The organism is Dyella acidisoli, from assembly GCF_030160295.1.
Lineage (GTDB): Bacteria > Pseudomonadota > Gammaproteobacteria > Xanthomonadales > Rhodanobacteraceae > Dyella_B > Dyella_B acidisoli.
In genome coordinates this window covers 86,084-100,323 of the sequence record NZ_BSOB01000010.1, presented here as the reverse complement: position 1 = coordinate 100,323, position 14,240 = coordinate 86,084, and the positions used below count along the sequence as shown (strand labels likewise).

General features: G+C 61.1%; 15 protein-coding genes. 2 read left to right on the top strand and 13 right to left on the bottom strand.

Annotated elements, in window-relative coordinates; translation table 11 throughout:
• Positions 1–149: 149 nt before the first annotated feature.
• Together QQJ86_RS05260 and QQJ86_RS05255 are read right to left on the bottom strand one after the other, a co-directional pair.
• Complete coding sequence (locus tag QQJ86_RS05260) at positions 150–2,564, bottom strand: penicillin acylase family protein (protein WP_284319874.1); 2,415 nt, start codon at positions 2,562–2,564, stop codon at positions 150–152.
• Positions 2,561–3,373 (bottom strand): phosphodiester glycosidase family protein, encoded by an 813-nt coding sequence (locus tag QQJ86_RS05255; RefSeq protein ID WP_284319873.1) that lies wholly within the window; start codon positions 3,371–3,373, stop codon positions 2,561–2,563. The genes QQJ86_RS05260 and QQJ86_RS05255 overlap by 4 nt, the downstream gene beginning before the upstream one ends.
• Before the next feature lie 94 nt (positions 3,374–3,467).
• On the opposite strand from QQJ86_RS05255, the gene QQJ86_RS05250 reads away from it, so the two are divergent.
• On the top strand, positions 3,468–3,956 hold the full coding sequence (locus tag QQJ86_RS05250; protein ID WP_284319872.1) for an NUDIX hydrolase: 489 nt from the start codon (positions 3,468–3,470) through the stop codon (positions 3,954–3,956).
• A 168-nt stretch (positions 3,957–4,124) separates the two neighbouring features.
• On the opposite strand, the gene QQJ86_RS05245 is transcribed toward QQJ86_RS05250, so the two are convergent.
• The 7 genes from QQJ86_RS05245 to parC form a co-directional block, all read right to left on the bottom strand.
• On the bottom strand, positions 4,125–5,339 hold the full coding sequence (locus QQJ86_RS05245; RefSeq protein ID WP_284319871.1) for a beta-ketoacyl-[acyl-carrier-protein] synthase family protein: 1,215 nt from the start codon (positions 5,337–5,339) through the stop codon (positions 4,125–4,127).
• 1 nt (position 5,340) lies between these two features.
• On the bottom strand, positions 5,341–5,595 hold the full coding sequence (locus QQJ86_RS05240) for an acyl carrier protein (protein WP_284319870.1): 255 nt from the start codon (positions 5,593–5,595) through the stop codon (positions 5,341–5,343).
• A 186-nt stretch (positions 5,596–5,781) separates the two neighbouring features.
• Entirely contained in the window at positions 5,782–6,243 is a 462-nt protein-coding gene (locus QQJ86_RS05235; protein ID WP_284319869.1) for a DMT family transporter, read from the bottom strand.
• Positions 6,240–6,599 (bottom strand): EamA family transporter, encoded by a 360-nt coding sequence (locus QQJ86_RS05230; protein ID WP_284319868.1) that lies wholly within the window; start codon positions 6,597–6,599, stop codon positions 6,240–6,242. Before QQJ86_RS05230 ends, QQJ86_RS05235 begins: the two co-directional genes overlap by 4 nt.
• Before the next feature lie 14 nt (positions 6,600–6,613).
• Complete coding sequence (locus QQJ86_RS05225) at positions 6,614–7,453, bottom strand: alpha/beta hydrolase (protein WP_284319867.1); 840 nt, start codon at positions 7,451–7,453, stop codon at positions 6,614–6,616.
• 254 nt (positions 7,454–7,707) lie between these two features.
• A complete protein-coding gene (locus QQJ86_RS05220; RefSeq protein ID WP_284319866.1) occupies positions 7,708–8,193 on the bottom strand; it encodes a hypothetical protein in 486 nt (161 codons plus the stop codon).
• A gap of 176 nt (positions 8,194–8,369) precedes the next feature.
• Positions 8,370–10,610, bottom strand: coding sequence for a DNA topoisomerase IV subunit A (parC, locus tag QQJ86_RS05215; protein WP_284319865.1), 2,241 nt, complete (start codon positions 10,608–10,610; stop codon positions 8,370–8,372).
• Positions 10,611–10,727: 117 nt separating this feature from the next.
• Here parC and QQJ86_RS05210 point away from each other — a divergent pair, with 117 nt between their 5' ends.
• Positions 10,728–11,189, top strand: a complete 462-nt coding sequence (locus tag QQJ86_RS05210) for a hypothetical protein (RefSeq protein ID WP_284319864.1) — start codon at positions 10,728–10,730, stop codon at positions 11,187–11,189.
• A gap of 172 nt (positions 11,190–11,361) precedes the next feature.
• Here QQJ86_RS05210 and QQJ86_RS05205 read toward each other — a convergent pair whose 3' ends face one another.
• From QQJ86_RS05205 to crcB, 4 genes are read right to left on the bottom strand one after another with little or no spacing between them, the layout of a single operon-like run.
• Positions 11,362–12,237, bottom strand: a complete 876-nt coding sequence (locus tag QQJ86_RS05205) for a TraB/GumN family protein (RefSeq protein ID WP_284319863.1) — start codon at positions 12,235–12,237, stop codon at positions 11,362–11,364.
• An 8-nt stretch (positions 12,238–12,245) separates the two neighbouring features.
• Complete coding sequence (cfa, locus tag QQJ86_RS05200; protein WP_284319862.1) at positions 12,246–13,364, bottom strand: cyclopropane fatty acyl phospholipid synthase; 1,119 nt, start codon at positions 13,362–13,364, stop codon at positions 12,246–12,248.
• Positions 13,361–13,723, bottom strand: coding sequence for a DUF190 domain-containing protein (locus QQJ86_RS05195; protein ID WP_284319861.1), 363 nt, complete (start codon positions 13,721–13,723; stop codon positions 13,361–13,363). The genes cfa and QQJ86_RS05195 overlap by 4 nt, the downstream gene beginning before the upstream one ends.
• Before the next feature lie 18 nt (positions 13,724–13,741).
• Complete coding sequence (gene crcB / locus QQJ86_RS05190) at positions 13,742–14,128, bottom strand: fluoride efflux transporter CrcB (protein ID WP_284319860.1); 387 nt, start codon at positions 14,126–14,128, stop codon at positions 13,742–13,744.
• Between the last annotated feature and the right edge of the window lie 112 nt (positions 14,129–14,240).

Sequence of the window (14,240 nt, the reverse complement as noted above, 5' to 3'; positions counted from 1 at the left end):
CTTGAAGCTATCCAAGCTCGCCTTGATATTTCAAACCGCGTGATGGTCATCCCAGCGAAAGCTGGGATGACGAGCGAAAAACGTGGGGATATCTCGGGGTTTGCACCCTAACCTAGGTGGCTCCGAATGAGAGGTTTGCGCAAACGCGTTTATTGCGGTGCTGGCTCCAGCACCAATGTATGCCGGTCTTCACCCGGCATCAGCGGTGTAGGCCGCCCGCGTACCCAATCCTCGTGACCGGCACCATAGAACGGCGATAGCGGGTTGTCGCTTTGTCCGCCGGGCATTTCCAGAATGCCTTCGTCTTCGTGACCCGGCGAGACGTCTATACGTTCAGAGGCTCCAAAGCCCGGGGATGCAACGCGCGGCATGTTGTGATCACCGGGTAAGGGTTCGTCCGGCATATCGAGCCATCGTCCGATGAAGCCGGGCAGGGCACGCGATAGCGGATGACGAACACCAGCTCGGTTCACTTCACCCCAGGTGCGCGCAGTCAAACCGCCTTGTTGCTTGCCCAAAGTGTCGGCGACATTGCGCGCGGCCTGTATGAGCAGGGCATGCCAGTCGTGATAAGCGGGATCGAGCAGGTGTGTGGGTTGCTGCTGGATCAGCATCCACACAGCCGCTTCCTGATTGCCTGGGCCTGGCCATTCGAAATCCGCGAAGCGCTGCTGTATCTGCGCAGTGAACGGTGCGAGCACCAGTCTGTGCACTTCATCGCGGAAGGCATGCACCAAACGGTAATCCACACTGTCCGGTGCAGCCTGATTGCGCCATGCCGCAGTGAGCTGGCGCAGCTGATTGAGCGAAGGATCTTGCACGTTGGCGAGCGTGGTCTGCAGCAATTGCTGCCAGCGGGAAAGGAACTGCGCGTGATCGTCCAACTGGATGTCCAGCAGATTGCCTGGACCGAAATCGGCACGTGCACGCAGATCGTCGCGAATCTGCTGCGCACGTGCGCCGACGTCGTGCCCGCCTTCGCCGAGCAAGGCCAGTTCATCGCTGCCGACAGTACGATTGTTGGCCGTCCATAGCCGTCCGTCGGCGGGATTTTCGATGCGAGGGTATTGTGAGGGCGTGGCCCACCCTGTCCAACCCGTGTTTGGTTGGGACCAGTCGGCCGGACGCTGTGGGTCAAAACCGGTACGCAACGGAATGCTGTTGCCGGCGATGGTCCAGCCGATATGGCCGGCGCTGTCGGCGGCGAGGAAATTCTGCGGCGGCATGCCGAAGGTCGGCGCTAGATCCAGTGCTGCGGCCACGCTGCTGGCGTGTTCGAGTTGCATCATGGCGACGTTGTAGGCACGCGGTTGATCGGCGATCCATGCAAGGGCGAGCGGCGTGCCGTCCGTATCCTTATCCAGAATCGGTCCCCAGCGCGTGTCTTCTACATGCAAGGTGTATGGCGCGGCGCCCTTGATGCTGATGATCTCGTCATGCGGCTCGATAGCCGTCCAGCCATCCGGCACCTTGTAGCGATTCGCATCGTGCGGATCACGTTGAATGCGCCCCCAATCCTGCCAATCGCCGTAGCTGTTGGTGAAGCCCCACGCAACCTGTCCGTTCGAGCCTACCACCACGGCCGGCGTGCCAGGCAGGGTGACGCCCATGACGTCGCGCTGTCCCTTCGGCGCAGAAGGATCGGGATAGCGCAGGCGCGCGCGGAACCAGATGTCCGGCACGCGCAAACCCAGATGCATATCGTTGGCGAGAATGGCCGAGTCCGTGCGCGAAACGCTGCCTGCTACGGCGAAGCTGTTGCTGCCGGGGTAGGCGCGGTCCACGGACGCAATGGACGTTGCGGCCAGTTTCGCGTTTCCATTCTGTGCACCGCTCTTGCGCAGATCGAAGACGTCCGCCGCCGGTATCACAGGCGATGGCGAAGTACCGTCTTTCAACGGCGCCTCCCAATTTGGATCGGGCGAGATCAGGAAATTCACCAGCGGCTCGGGCAGCACAGCGCGCATTTGCGCGATGTGCAATTCGCGATCATTGAGGCCGTCGTTGTTCAAATCCAGATACATCGCGGCAATCACCAGCATCGTATCTTCCGAACGCCAGGGTCGCGGTTTGGCCTTGAGTAGTAGATACTCCCACGGTTTCTCGCGCAGATTCGCCAGGCCCGCATTCACGCCGTCGCGGTAAAGATCCAGCGTGTGTTTTTGCTCAGGTGCAAGCGCTGCATAGGCGGCTTCTGCTATGGCGCGCAGCCGATGGCGGCGATGCTGGATGTCGGTATTCAGCGCCGCAGAGCCAACCAGTTCCGACAGTTCGCCGGCCGCTACGCGGCGCATCAGATCCATTGGAAAGAAGCGTTCTTGCGCATGCACGTAGCCCAGCGCATAGCTGATGTCGTCGCGCGATTGGCCGGTGAAGGTGGCGGTGCCCAACGCGTCGCGCGTGATGGTCACCGGATGCTGCGGCCCATTTACTTGCTGCTGGCCATCCAGCTTCGCGAGGCTGCCCGATAGCAGCCACCAGCCAGTGGCGAACAGAGCGATCACTAAAAGCAGCACAAGGATCAACAGCGCGCGGAACCAACGGAAGCGAGGTTTCGTTGTCATTGTTCGGCAAACACCGCAAAAATGCCCGCATAGGGCTTGACCATGAAGGTGGGAGCACCGGCGTAGCCGGTACCGTCGATGTAGAACTGCGAAATGGTGCCGTCCAGGAAAAGCGCATCGTGGCAGCCGAGCTTGTCGCGGAACAGTTGTGCGAAGGTATGGAAATTCACCGGCGCGTCGCTCACCACGAATACCACCTGATGCGTTGTGCGTGCACACACGCCGCTACGCCACTTGGTGCTGGTGGAGTCATGCACGAATTGATCGTTGATCTTGCCGTCGACCACCAGCATCGGTCCCGACTGAGTGGCCCAGTCCGCCGGTTTGCCGTCCGTCTTGAAGTCCGTGCTGGAGCGCACAGCGGCATGGCCGTCTGGATAGATGGCAAACACGCCGTTGGGACGGATCGAAAAATTGCCGGCGGCCGGGTTGCCGCGAAACAGATTCAGCGGCACGAGTACCTTGCCGTTTTCAACATACAAGCCCAGCGGTGCATACGCCTGGTCGTAGATGCCGGCATTGGCCGCGAACATCAGACGCTTGCCATTGGCGGCGCCCCATTCGCGCAGACTCTGGATATCGCCGAAAGGCTGGCCCGTGTCGGGATTTTTCCAATGCAGCGTCAGCGCTTCACGATGCAGATCCAAGCTCACCACGGTGAAATCCTGGCCCTGGAAGCTCACCTCGCGACTTTCCATCGGTTGCACCTGGCTGTTGCAGGCAGCCAAAGGCAGCAGCGCCCCTAACAGGGCGAGCAGACGATGCAGCAGGCTGCGACGCAACCGATGGGCGAGGGCGGACGAGCGCATCCCGAGATGGTCGCTGCCCGGACGTGATGGATGCAAGAGCATCCGCACCAGTTGAGCGCGTAAACTTCAGTTTTGATCTCAGGAATGGGATGCCATGCCCTACACGCCCATCGTCGCCACGCTTGGTTACGTGCTTTCTCCCGATCGGAGCAAGGTGCTGATGATCCATCGCAACGCGCGGCCCGACGACCAGCATCTGGGCAAGTACAACGGCCTTGGCGGCAAGATGGAGCCGGGCGAGGACATTGCAGCATGCATGCGGCGCGAGATCCACGAAGAGGCCGGCATCGAATGCGAAGCGATGCATCTGCGCGGCACCCTCAACTGGCCCGGTTTCGGTAAGCAGGGTGAAGACTGGCTGGGTTTCATCTTCGTCATCGACAGCTTCAGCGGCGAGCCGTACACGGCCAACCCGGAAGGCACGCTCGAATGGATCGACCTGGACCGCCTGATGGAGCTGCCGATGTGGGAGGGCGATCGCCATTTCCTGCCACTGGTGTTCGATCGTGACCCACGCCCGTTCCACGGTGTCATGCCGTACAAGGATGGGCGCATGCAGTCGTGGGCGTACACACGGCTGTGACCATGCGGGAGATCGAGATCGTCGTTGCGATGATTTGCGGTGACGCAGCGCACGTATTGCTGGTGCGCAAACGCGGTGCTGAGGTTTTTCAGCCGTGCTTAGGTTGGGGTGCAAACCCCAACGTTGTCGTGCCTGTGCAGATGGAAATGTTGGGGTTTGCACCCCAACCTAGGACGCCTTTCGCACCGCGACCACCGCGTTCAAGCCACCAAACGCAAACGAGTTGCTCAACGCTGCACGCACCGTCATGGCACGCGCTTCATTCGGCACATAGTCGAGATCGCAAGCAGGGTCAGGGGCGACGTAATTGAGCGTGGGCGGCACGATGCCGTGGCGCAGCGCACCGATCACCGCGATCATTTCCAGGGCACCGGCAGCGCCGATGGCATGCCCGTGCATCGGCTTGGTGGAAGTCACTGCCAGGCGATGCGCATGCTCACCGAACACATTGTGGATGGCGCGCGTTTCGGTGGAGTCATTCGCCACCGTGCCGGTGCCGTGCGCGTTGATGTAATCGATCTCGGCGGGTTGCATGCCGGCATCGTTCAAAGCTGCCTGGATGGCCGCCGCCGCGCCAACGTCCGATGGTGCGGCGATGTCGCCAGCATCCGCGCTCATACCCACGCCGGCCAGTTCCGCCAGGATGGTGGCGCCGCGCGCTTGCGCGCCTTCGAGCGTTTCCAGCACGAACATCGCGGCGCCTTCACCAATCACTAGCCCACGGCGGCCTGAGCTGAAAGGACGGCAAGTGTCGGGCGCCAGCACGCGCATCGCTTCCCACGCCTGCATCACGCCGGGCGTAATGCAGGCCTCGGTGCCGCCGACCACGGCAGTGTCCACCAAGCCGGCGCGTATCATCATCGCGGCTTGCGCGAAGGCGTGATTGGATGAGGCACACGCGCTAGCCACCGTGAACGTGGGTCCGGTGATGCCGTGTGCCATGCTGATTTGGCTGCATGGCGCGCTGCTCATGATGCGCACGATGCCCAGCGGATGAAACCGCCCAGACTTTTCGGCGTAAAGCTTGCGGTACAGGCCGTCGCGTGTTTCTTCGCCAGCAGAGCCAGTACCAACCACCACGGCGGTGCGCGCGGCGCGCTCGTTACGGAATTCCAAACCTGCTTGCTGGATGGCTTCGTTGGCAGCCACCAACGCGTACTGGGCCAGTGGATCGAGAAATGGCAAGCGTGCTTCATCGATAAACGCCAGCGGTTCGAAATCAGCGATCTCGGCGCCAACGGGACTGCCGCGCATCAGGCTCGAATCGAAATGCTGCAACGGAGCGATGCCGCTGCGGCCCTCGGTCATGGCCTGCCAGATATCGGAAGCGTTGTGGCCGAGCGCGCAGATGCCGCCCATGCCGGTGATCACGATACGGCGCATATCAGCTATCGGCGGATTTCTGTGCGAGCAGCCGCTCTACCGCGGCGGTCAAGTCGCCGACGGTGCCGCTCTCGAAATTGACATCTTCGTTGGGCAAGGTGATGTTGAAATGTTCTTCGATGTCGAAAATCACTTCGATGGCATCCAGCGAGGCGATGCCGAGATCTTTGAGCGTGGATTCGACCTTGATGGTGCTGATGTCGATCTTCGCCTGCTTACTGATGATCTCGGAAACTTCTTGTTGCACATTGCTCATGTAACTTCCCCGTTGGTCCCCCGCTCCAAAGCGTGACGAAGCGCGCGTGCCTTGTCCATATGAGCGGGAAGCGTAACTTTTTGTGTTCCCCGGGACCTTTCGTTCACCGCGCTTGTGCCGGGGCGCGACACATCGTCGCGTGCGATAGCTAAACCTTGCAGTTCTTGAATGGCCCAATTGCCAGCCTCAGTCACCGGCCATGACCCCGAGCGCGCCCTTGGCTTCAGTCGGTGCGTCATGTTCGGGATGGGCGCCACTTTCGGCAAGTGCCAAACATAGGATACCAAGCATGATCACCCCGGCGCCGAGCAAGCGCACGGGCGTAAGGGCCTCGTGAAATATCCACGCAGAGGCCAGCATCACGCTCACCACGTCCAGATGTGTTGCGGCAAATGCGGGGCCGATCGGCGCATATTTGAGCAGGCTCATCCAGGTGAAGAAGCTGCCGATGTAGCCGATCAAAGCGATGTAGATCCACGGATGGCCGACGATGCGCAGCACCCAGGCCCAACTCGCTTCGGGTGGAAACGCATGCGTGCCGGTCAGTTTGAAGCTCACTTGCACGAGCGTGTCGAAAACCATCAGCAAAGCGAAGCCGCCCAGGTAGAAGCGCCAGGTGCGCGCAGAGGTGGGAGTGTGGGCGCTCATCCGCTTGCGCCCACGATAGCCACACCTGCACTCACCAGCAGAATGCCGACTACGCGCAGCGGCGAGAGTTTTTCCCGAAACAGCAGGCGGCCAGCAATCATGATCGCCACCATGTTGATGGACGCGAGCAGTATGCCCTTGGACAGATCGACCAGCGAAAGAAAGGCAATCCATGACAACAGATGCAGCGCGTACGCCAACAATCCCAGCCACAGCCACGGACGGCTGGCCATGTAGCGCCAGCGTGCGATGCCATCGCCCGCGCGCGGATCGCTGGCCGCAGCCTTGAAGGCAAGCTGGCCACCGGTATCAAGCGAGACGTTGATCAGCCACAGCGTGGCGATAAGCGCAGACACGTGCGAGCCTGCGGTTAGGCGGCGGCGAGTGCAGCGGGCGTGCAGCTCGCGGCGATCTTGGAGAAAAATTCCACTGAGCGATCTATCAGCACACGGCGTTCGCGATCGATGGTGATCATGTGATAGCTGTCTTCCAGCAACAGCATGTCCACGGGACCCGAGACTGCGCGCGCCACGAGGTGGGCGTTTTCCAGGCTGGCCACGTCGTCTTCGGTCGCGTGTGCGATCAGACATGGCGCAGTCACTTTGGGTAGCTCGCGTTTGACCACCGCGGCCATGTCGTACATCTCGGCCAAAGAGGGCCATGGATTGCCGGGCAGGCCGGCTGCCGCGCTGTCACCGCCGAGCATCAGGCCGCTGATTTGTGCGCGCAGGCGTTCATCACGCAGGCCATAGGGTTCGCTCTCATGCACCATGCGGTGTTTGCAGAGCCCCAGGCGTGTGATCAGCGGCAGTAGAAAGGAGAGGCGGCTGTACCACGGCACCGCCCAGCCGTCGTAGCGGAAAGTGGCGCCGTATACACCCACGCCGCGTACCCATTCCGGGCGCTCTGCCGCGAGTTTCAGCGCGAGGATCGCGCCCATCGACAGGCCTGCCACGAACAGATGGTCCACTTCGTGCCGGAATGCGTCCGCAGCAGCTTCCACGCTGGCGTACCAATCCTTCCAGCCGGTGGCCAGCAAATCCGGTACGTCGCCGCAGTGACCGGCCAGCTGCATGCCGTAGACGCTGAAACCTGCGCGGTTCAGCCCTTTGCCAACCAGGCGCATCTCGGTGGGGGTGCCGGTGAGACCATGAATGAGCAGCACGCCGATACGGCCACCTTCGAAGCGGAACTCGACGTTTTGGATCACTTAGGGTCTCTACTGCAAACTAAAGGGCGGGATAGTTCAGCAGTGTGTGGGCAGCGGCTTTCCATGCGCTTTCGGTGGCGCGGAGGCTTGCGAGGTGTTACCTGGTGAATCCCTCTCCCTTTAGGAGAGGGTGCCGAGAGGCGGGTGAGGGTTTGGGCGGAGCGTAATGATGATCTCTCGCCCAAGACTTCAATATCGCGCGATGGCCGCACCCTCACCCCAACCCCTCTCCCGGAGGGAAAGGGGCTAAAGCATCAATGCCGGTCGAACCCACCCAGCCGGCTCACGCCAATCGAGATTCCTACTGAACCCGTGGGGTGATCGCAGCTGCCGGTGTTCTGCACCATGCTGACCGTACCGGACTGATAGTTGCCGGTGCCGATATGGCTACCGCTGATGACGCCCATGCCGACCGAACCATGCACCTGCGTCTTGTTGTAGGTGGAGTCGTCGCATCCCGGCACGGCAGCTCGGTCGTTGCCCCGTGCGCCGCTGGTGTCACCGTAATAGACGCCTGGCGCCGGGCTGATCGCAGCAGGGTGGCCGTTCACGGTCACCGTGCCTTTGCCGTTGGCGCTCGACGATGAGGCCGGCTGAGCGGCGGTGGAGCTGGATGCGGGATAGCCCTGGTACCCGTTGGCCGGAAGCTTCAGATTCAGCGGCTGCTGATTGGCCGTCTGCGCCCAGGCAGTAGTAACCAGCAGGCTTGCGGCCAAGGCGGTGAGGGCGCGGCTTTTCATCAAGGTGCTCCGAGGTACGTCACGTACATAACGCACAGCAATGCCTTGCCGTGCACATGTCCATTCGACGACTTGCGGGCGGATGAAGTTCCTTCAAGTGTGCCTCCCCCATGGTCATCATTCCCGCTTGCGCGGGAATGACGACCATGAGGTGTGAACGGCGATTCTCGAATACGTTAACCAGTTGTCTCGATCCGCTCCACCCGACGCAGACCACGTGGCAGCACATTGCCGCGCGTGGCGCGATTGCCGCCGTATTCAACCAGATCGGCCCAGCGCAGGGTGAGCTTGCGTTGGCCGGCGTACAGCGTGATTTCGCCTTTGCCTTCGGTGACGACGGCGACGCCTGCCACGCGCTCATCGCCGCTGCTCAGTTTGGCCTTCGGAATCTCGATCAGCTTGTTGCCCTTACCCTTGTCGAGTTCGGGCAGTTCGGCCACCGAGAACATCAGCAAATGACCGTCGGTCGTGGCAACCACAATGCGATCGCGTGCCGGATCTGCACTTACCTGCGGCGCAAGCACGCGCGCGCCATCGCCCAGCGTGATGATCTGTTTGCCGGCTTTATTGCGACCGGTCAGCGCTTCGAAACGCGTGACGAAGCCGTAGCCGAAATCGGTGGCGAGTATCAGGCGAGTGTCGTTGTCGCCTGCGGCCACTGCATCGAAGCGTGCGCCGGCCGGCGGTGTGAAGCGGCCGGTGAGCGGTTCGCCGTTGCCGCGTGCGGAAGGTAGCGTATGCGCTGGCGTGGAATAGCTGCGGCCGGTGGAGTCGATCACCGCGATCTGCTGCGTGGTGCGCGCCTTCACCGTGGCGAGCATGCTATCGCCTTCGCGATACGACAAACCTTCGGCGTCGACGTCGTGCCCTTTGGCGGCGCGAATCCAGCCCTTCTGACTCAGCACCACGGTCACCGGTTCGCTGGCAACCAGCGCGCTTTCGTCCAGCGCTTGCGCGGCTTCACGTTGCACTAGCGGTGAGCGGCGATCGTCGCCGTACTTCGCGGCGTCGGCGCGCAGCTCTTCCTTGATCAAACCTTTGAGCTTGGCCGGCGATTTCAGCAGCACGTTGATCTTGGCGCGCTCTTCCTCGAGCTGATCGCGCTCGGCATTGATCTTCATCTCTTCCAGGCGCGCGAGCTGGCGCAGCTTGGTTTCGAGGATGTAATCGGTCTGCTCCTCGCTGAGCTTGAACCGCGCCATCAGCACCGGCTTGGGTTCGTCCTCGGTGCGGACGATGCGAATCACTTCATCCAGGTTGAGGTAGGCGATGCGCAAACCTTCCAGCAAGTGCAGGCGGCGTTCGACCTTGGCCAGGCGATGGTTGAGACGGCGCGTCACCGTGTCGATGCGGAAGGTCAGCCACTCGGAAAGAATGCGCTTGAGATCCTTCACCTGCGGCCGGCCATCCAAGCCGATCATGTTGAGGTTGACGCGGAAGCTCTTTTCCAGATCGGTGGTGGCGAACAGGTGCTGCATCACCTCGTCCGCGTCCACGCGGTTGGAGCGCGGCACGATCACCAGGCGGATCGGGTTTTCGTGATCGGATTCGTCGCGCAGGTCTTCGATCATCGGCAGTTTCTTCGCGCGCATCTGCGCTGCGATCTGCTCAAGGATCTTCGACGGGCTCACCTGATGCGGCAGCGCGGTGATCACGATGTTGCCGTCTTCGTGCGTATACACGGCGCGTGCGCGAATCGAACCGGTGCCGCTCTGGTACATCGCAACCAGTTCGTTGCGTGGCGTGATGATTTCCGCCGGGGTCGGATAATCCGGACCGCGCACGTGTTCGCACAGATCGGCCGCAGTGGCGTCCGGATCGTCTAGCAGGCGAATGCACGCGCTGGCGACTTCGCGCAGGTTGTGCGGTGGAATGTCGGTGGCCATGCCGACGGCGATGCCCATCGAACCGTTGAGCAGCACGTGCGGCAGGCGTGCCGGCAGCCAGCTGGGTTCTTCCAGTGTGCCGTCGAAGTTTGGCACCCAGTCGACCGTGCCCTGGCCTAGCTCGGCCAGCAGCACTTCGGCGAGCGGGTTGAGCTTCGATTCGGTGTAGCGCATCGCTGCGAAGCTTTTCGGATCATCCGGCGAGCCGAAGTTGCCCTGACCGTCGATCAGCGGATAGCGATAAGAGAACGGCTGCGCCATCAGCACCATCGCTTCGTAACAGGCGCTGTCGCCATGCGGATGGAACTTACCGATCACGTCGCCGACGGTGCGCGCTGACTTCTTCGGCTTGGCGCTGGCGGCCAGGCCAAGCTCGCTCATCGCGTAGATGATGCGGCGCTGCACGGGCTTGAGGCCGTCGCCCACATAGGGCAGGGCGCGGTCCAGCACCACGTACATCGAGTAATCAAGATAGGCCCGCTCGGCGTATTCCTTGAGCGGGATCTGTTCGTAATTGGCTTGCAGGGTCATGGGGAGAGGACTGCCAGGGGCGACGCCAGGAACGGCGGGGTCACAACCCTAAGATGGTGCCAGATGCCGAGGCGCTTGGGCTAGAATGCGGCGCTATCCACGCACTCCGGGTTGACCATGCGCTTTCCACGCCGTGCCGCCATTGTTCTGACCTGCATGCTGATGGCCGGCTGTGCCCATTTCGCGGGCCGGCATCCACTGCTCGGGTACACGGAGAAGGATCATCCGCAGGCGGATACCGCCTTGGTCGTGTGTGCCGAGCAGGAGCAGTACATCTGTGGCATCACCGGCGTGAACCAGGTCGCCACGTGGGAAAAATTCAACGGCGGCAAGACGCCTTGGGTGCGCGTGCTACCGGGTAAGCAGGTGATCAAGCTCACGCTGTCGAATTCGCATCAGCTCAATCGCCAGCAGGTGACTATTGACGACGTGCAGGCAGGGCATGTGTATCGCATCGACGTCGGCTTCAACGCCACGCTGCTGACTGCGTCGTATACGGATCTGGGCAAGATGGATGCCTATACCATCCATATGCCGCGCTTTCCGTTATCACCTAAGGCGATTACCGCTTCGTTCTGAAGCGCGATGTACCTCACGGTTGAAGCGTGAACCCTTCTCCCCCCGGGAGAAGGTGCCGATAGGCGGATGAGGGTTCGGGCGAAGCGCGGTGAAGAGCGTTGCGCGAGCCTTCATCATCTCGCGTTGGCCGTACCCTCATCCCAACCCCTCTCCCGGAGGGCGAGGGGCTTCGTTAGTCCTGCTGCGCTGTGACCCCAATCTTCGCCAACTGCGCCTGCACACTGTCCGGTCCAGCCAGATGTGCCGCGCCTACCGCAACGAATACAGTGGTGCCAGGCTGCCTGAGCATGATGTCCTTGATCCTGGCCGCCCAATCCTGATTTCGCTGCACTAGCAGCTTCTGGTACAGCACGGGTTCTTTCGTTTTCAGCTCGTCGTTCTCGAGCTTCGCAATCGCTGCGACGTCACCGCGTTTCCAGGCATCGATGAGCGACAGCAGTTCGGCTTTGTCCTTTTCAACGTCGTGCAAGGTATCGCGCAGAAACGCGAGCTGCAGTGATTGGGGTAGATCGGCGAGGAAGCGGATCTGCTGTTCCGCTGTTTCCAGACCATGCACCGGCTTGCCGGCTTGCGTCATCTGCGTCTGCAACTGCTTGTCCACGCCGCTAGCAGGGTCGAGGCCGGCTTTCATCAATGGTGCGACGGCAAGCGTCAACGCGGCCAGCCACGGCCTCATCGGCTGTAAGGCCGTGGTGCCGCCGGGTAATCCCGCCAGTTGTGCGGCTTTGGCGAGTGCTGCGTTGTCGCTTTCGCTCAATTGCGTGGAAAGCGGATGCTCGGTGTCCATGCCATAGTGCAACACCAGCGAAGTCATGCTGGCCTGATCGTCATCCGTCAATTCGATATACAGCGTCTGGCTTTTCGACAAGGCGTCGTTCAACGCTGGAAAGCGCCAATCGGTATCGTTCGGCAGCAGATGTACGGTGCCGAATAGATACACAGTGCTATCGCCACTTTTGACGTGCCACAGAGCAGGATGCGCTAAAGCATTGCCGCACAGCAGGAAGAGCAGCGGCAGCAGGATGAGCAAACGTCGATATATGGACATGAGAAGACTCAACGTGGAACGCGATAGCCGCCAGGCACGCCGTGCGGACTCAAGGTGAGCTGCCAGAGTTGATTACGCCGGCTACGAAAAACGGCGGTCGACACCGACAGGTAGAAATGCCACATGCGGCGGAAACGCTCGTCGTAATGGTTGCACAGCATCGGCCATGCTGCCTCGAAATTGGCACGCCATGCGCTGAGCGTGCGATCGTAATCCGTGCCGAAGTTGTGCCAGTCCTCCACGACGAACAAGCCTTCAAGGGCTGCGCTGACCTGGCTGGCGGCGGGAATCATCGAATTGGGAAAGATGTATTTCTCGATCCACGGATCCGTCTGTGCCGGCGCCTGGTTGGTACCGATAGAGTGCAGCAGGAACAGGCCATCTTCCTTCAGGCAACGGCGCGCGACTTCGAAATACTCACGGTAATTCCTGCCGCCGACGTGTTCGAACATGCCGATCGACATGATGGCGTCGAACGGTTCGTCGAGTTCGCGGTAATCCTGTAGCCGGATCTCGATCGGCAAGCCGTGGCACATCTCCCGCGCGAACTCTGCTTGTTCGCTGGAAACGGTGATGCCCACGCCGTTGATGCCGTAGCGTTCCGCGGCGAACTTCAGTGCTTCGCCCCAACCGCAGCCGATGTCGAGCACATGCATGCCGGGTTTCAGCTTTAGTTTGCGACAGATCAGGTCGAGTTTGGCTTCCTGCGCATCGTCCAGATTCGTGGCGCTTGCCCAATAACCGCAGGAGTACATCATGCGCTTGCCGAGCATGGCCTTGAACAGGTCATTGCCGCGATCGTAGTGCGCCTTGCCTATCTCGAACGCATGCTGGCCGCGCTGCCTGTTGATGAAACGTGCCTTAAAGTGCGCGATCAGCGTGTCCAACGTTTTGAGGTGGTCGTCCAGGTGGCTGCGAAGAATCTTGGTGAAAAGGCCGGGAAGATCTTCTGCGTCCCACCAGCCGTCCATATAGGCCTCGCCCAAGCCCAGCGAGCCATGTGCGAACACGCGCGCATAAAACTGTTCGTCGTGTACGCGAATATCCGTGGGTGCCGAGCCGTTGATATGCACTCCGGCCATTTCCAGCAATTCGGCGGCGCGCTGCCGCAAAGAATCCTGACTCATGCGTCTCCTTCTTTGCCCAACACACCGAAATGTACCGGGGACCACGCATAGACCAGATCAACGCCTGCTTCGCGCACCAGGCGCAGCAAGGTCTGCGCATTCGCTTCGCTGAGCAGGAATTCCACCTTCATCGGCAGATCGTCAGCGAGTTCGAAAAAGGCTTCGTGATGCAGCACGCCATGTCGGCCGAAGCCGGCGGTGGCGCGGAACACTGAGCCACCGCCCAGTTTGTTGCGTTTGGCCAGCTCCAACAGCCATTCGGACATCAGCAGTCCATCGTGCCTGGCGTGTACGTGCGTGTAGAAGCGCAGGAAGACACCATTGGCGGGCGTGTTACGGAATGAGATGTCGATGCTCATGGCGTGGTCGACTCCGTATCAGTGGCGCAATAGTCCGCGCGTCAGGAAGATGCCGAGGATGGTCATCACAAGACTGCCGATCAGGTGGAACGCGACATGTGCGCCAAACCACATGATTTGTCCGCGCAACAGCAGCGTATTCGCTTCCGCGGAAAAAGTGGAAAAGGTGGTGAGGCCGCCAAGAAAGCCTGTCATCACGAACAGCCGCACTTCCGGCGGCAATGCCTGGAAATGCTCGAACAAACCCATCATGCAACCCATGATCAAGCCGCCGCTGAGATTGGCGGCCAGCGTGCCCAGGGGCAGGGTAGGGAAAACGGGATTGAGCAGGATGCCGAGTATCCAGCGCATCCAGCACCCGATCGCGCCGCCGAGGCCGACGGCAAAAAAGCCACTCCAACTCATGCTGTGTTGTCTCCCATGTGCGATTCCCCGGCAACACAGGCATGCCTGCGCCGCCGGAATCCGGTGGTGCAGGCATCATCAACCTTGCGGTGGTTCGTTCCACGGGAAAGGT

Bases quoted from the DNA above. Each gene is read 5' to 3' on its own strand.
- QQJ86_RS05260 (WP_284319874.1), bottom strand. From the start codon at position 2,564: ATGACAACGAAACCTCGCTTCCGTTGGTTCCGCGCGCTGTTGATCCTT.
- QQJ86_RS05255 (WP_284319873.1), bottom strand. From the start codon at position 3,373: ATGCGCTCGTCCGCCCTCGCCCATCGGTTGCGTCGCAGCCTGCTGCAT.
- QQJ86_RS05250 (WP_284319872.1), top strand. From the start codon at position 3,468: ATGCCCTACACGCCCATCGTCGCCACGCTTGGTTACGTGCTTTCTCCC.
- QQJ86_RS05245 (WP_284319871.1), bottom strand. From the start codon at position 5,339: ATGCGCCGTATCGTGATCACCGGCATGGGCGGCATCTGCGCGCTCGGC.
- QQJ86_RS05240 (WP_284319870.1), bottom strand. From the start codon at position 5,595: ATGAGCAATGTGCAACAAGAAGTTTCCGAGATCATCAGTAAGCAGGCG.
- QQJ86_RS05235 (WP_284319869.1), bottom strand. From the start codon at position 6,243: ATGAGCGCCCACACTCCCACCTCTGCGCGCACCTGGCGCTTCTACCTG.
- QQJ86_RS05220 (WP_284319866.1), bottom strand. From the start codon at position 8,193: ATGAAAAGCCGCGCCCTCACCGCCTTGGCCGCAAGCCTGCTGGTTACT.
- parC (WP_284319865.1), bottom strand. From the start codon at position 10,610: ATGACCCTGCAAGCCAATTACGAACAGATCCCGCTCAAGGAATACGCC.
- QQJ86_RS05210 (WP_284319864.1), top strand. From the start codon at position 10,728: ATGCGCTTTCCACGCCGTGCCGCCATTGTTCTGACCTGCATGCTGATG.
- QQJ86_RS05205 (WP_284319863.1), bottom strand. From the start codon at position 12,237: ATGTCCATATATCGACGTTTGCTCATCCTGCTGCCGCTGCTCTTCCTG.
- cfa (WP_284319862.1), bottom strand. From the start codon at position 13,364: ATGAGTCAGGATTCTTTGCGGCAGCGCGCCGCCGAATTGCTGGAAATG.
- QQJ86_RS05195 (WP_284319861.1), bottom strand. From the start codon at position 13,723: ATGAGCATCGACATCTCATTCCGTAACACGCCCGCCAATGGTGTCTTC.
- crcB (WP_284319860.1), bottom strand. From the start codon at position 14,128: ATGAGTTGGAGTGGCTTTTTTGCCGTCGGCCTCGGCGGCGCGATCGGG.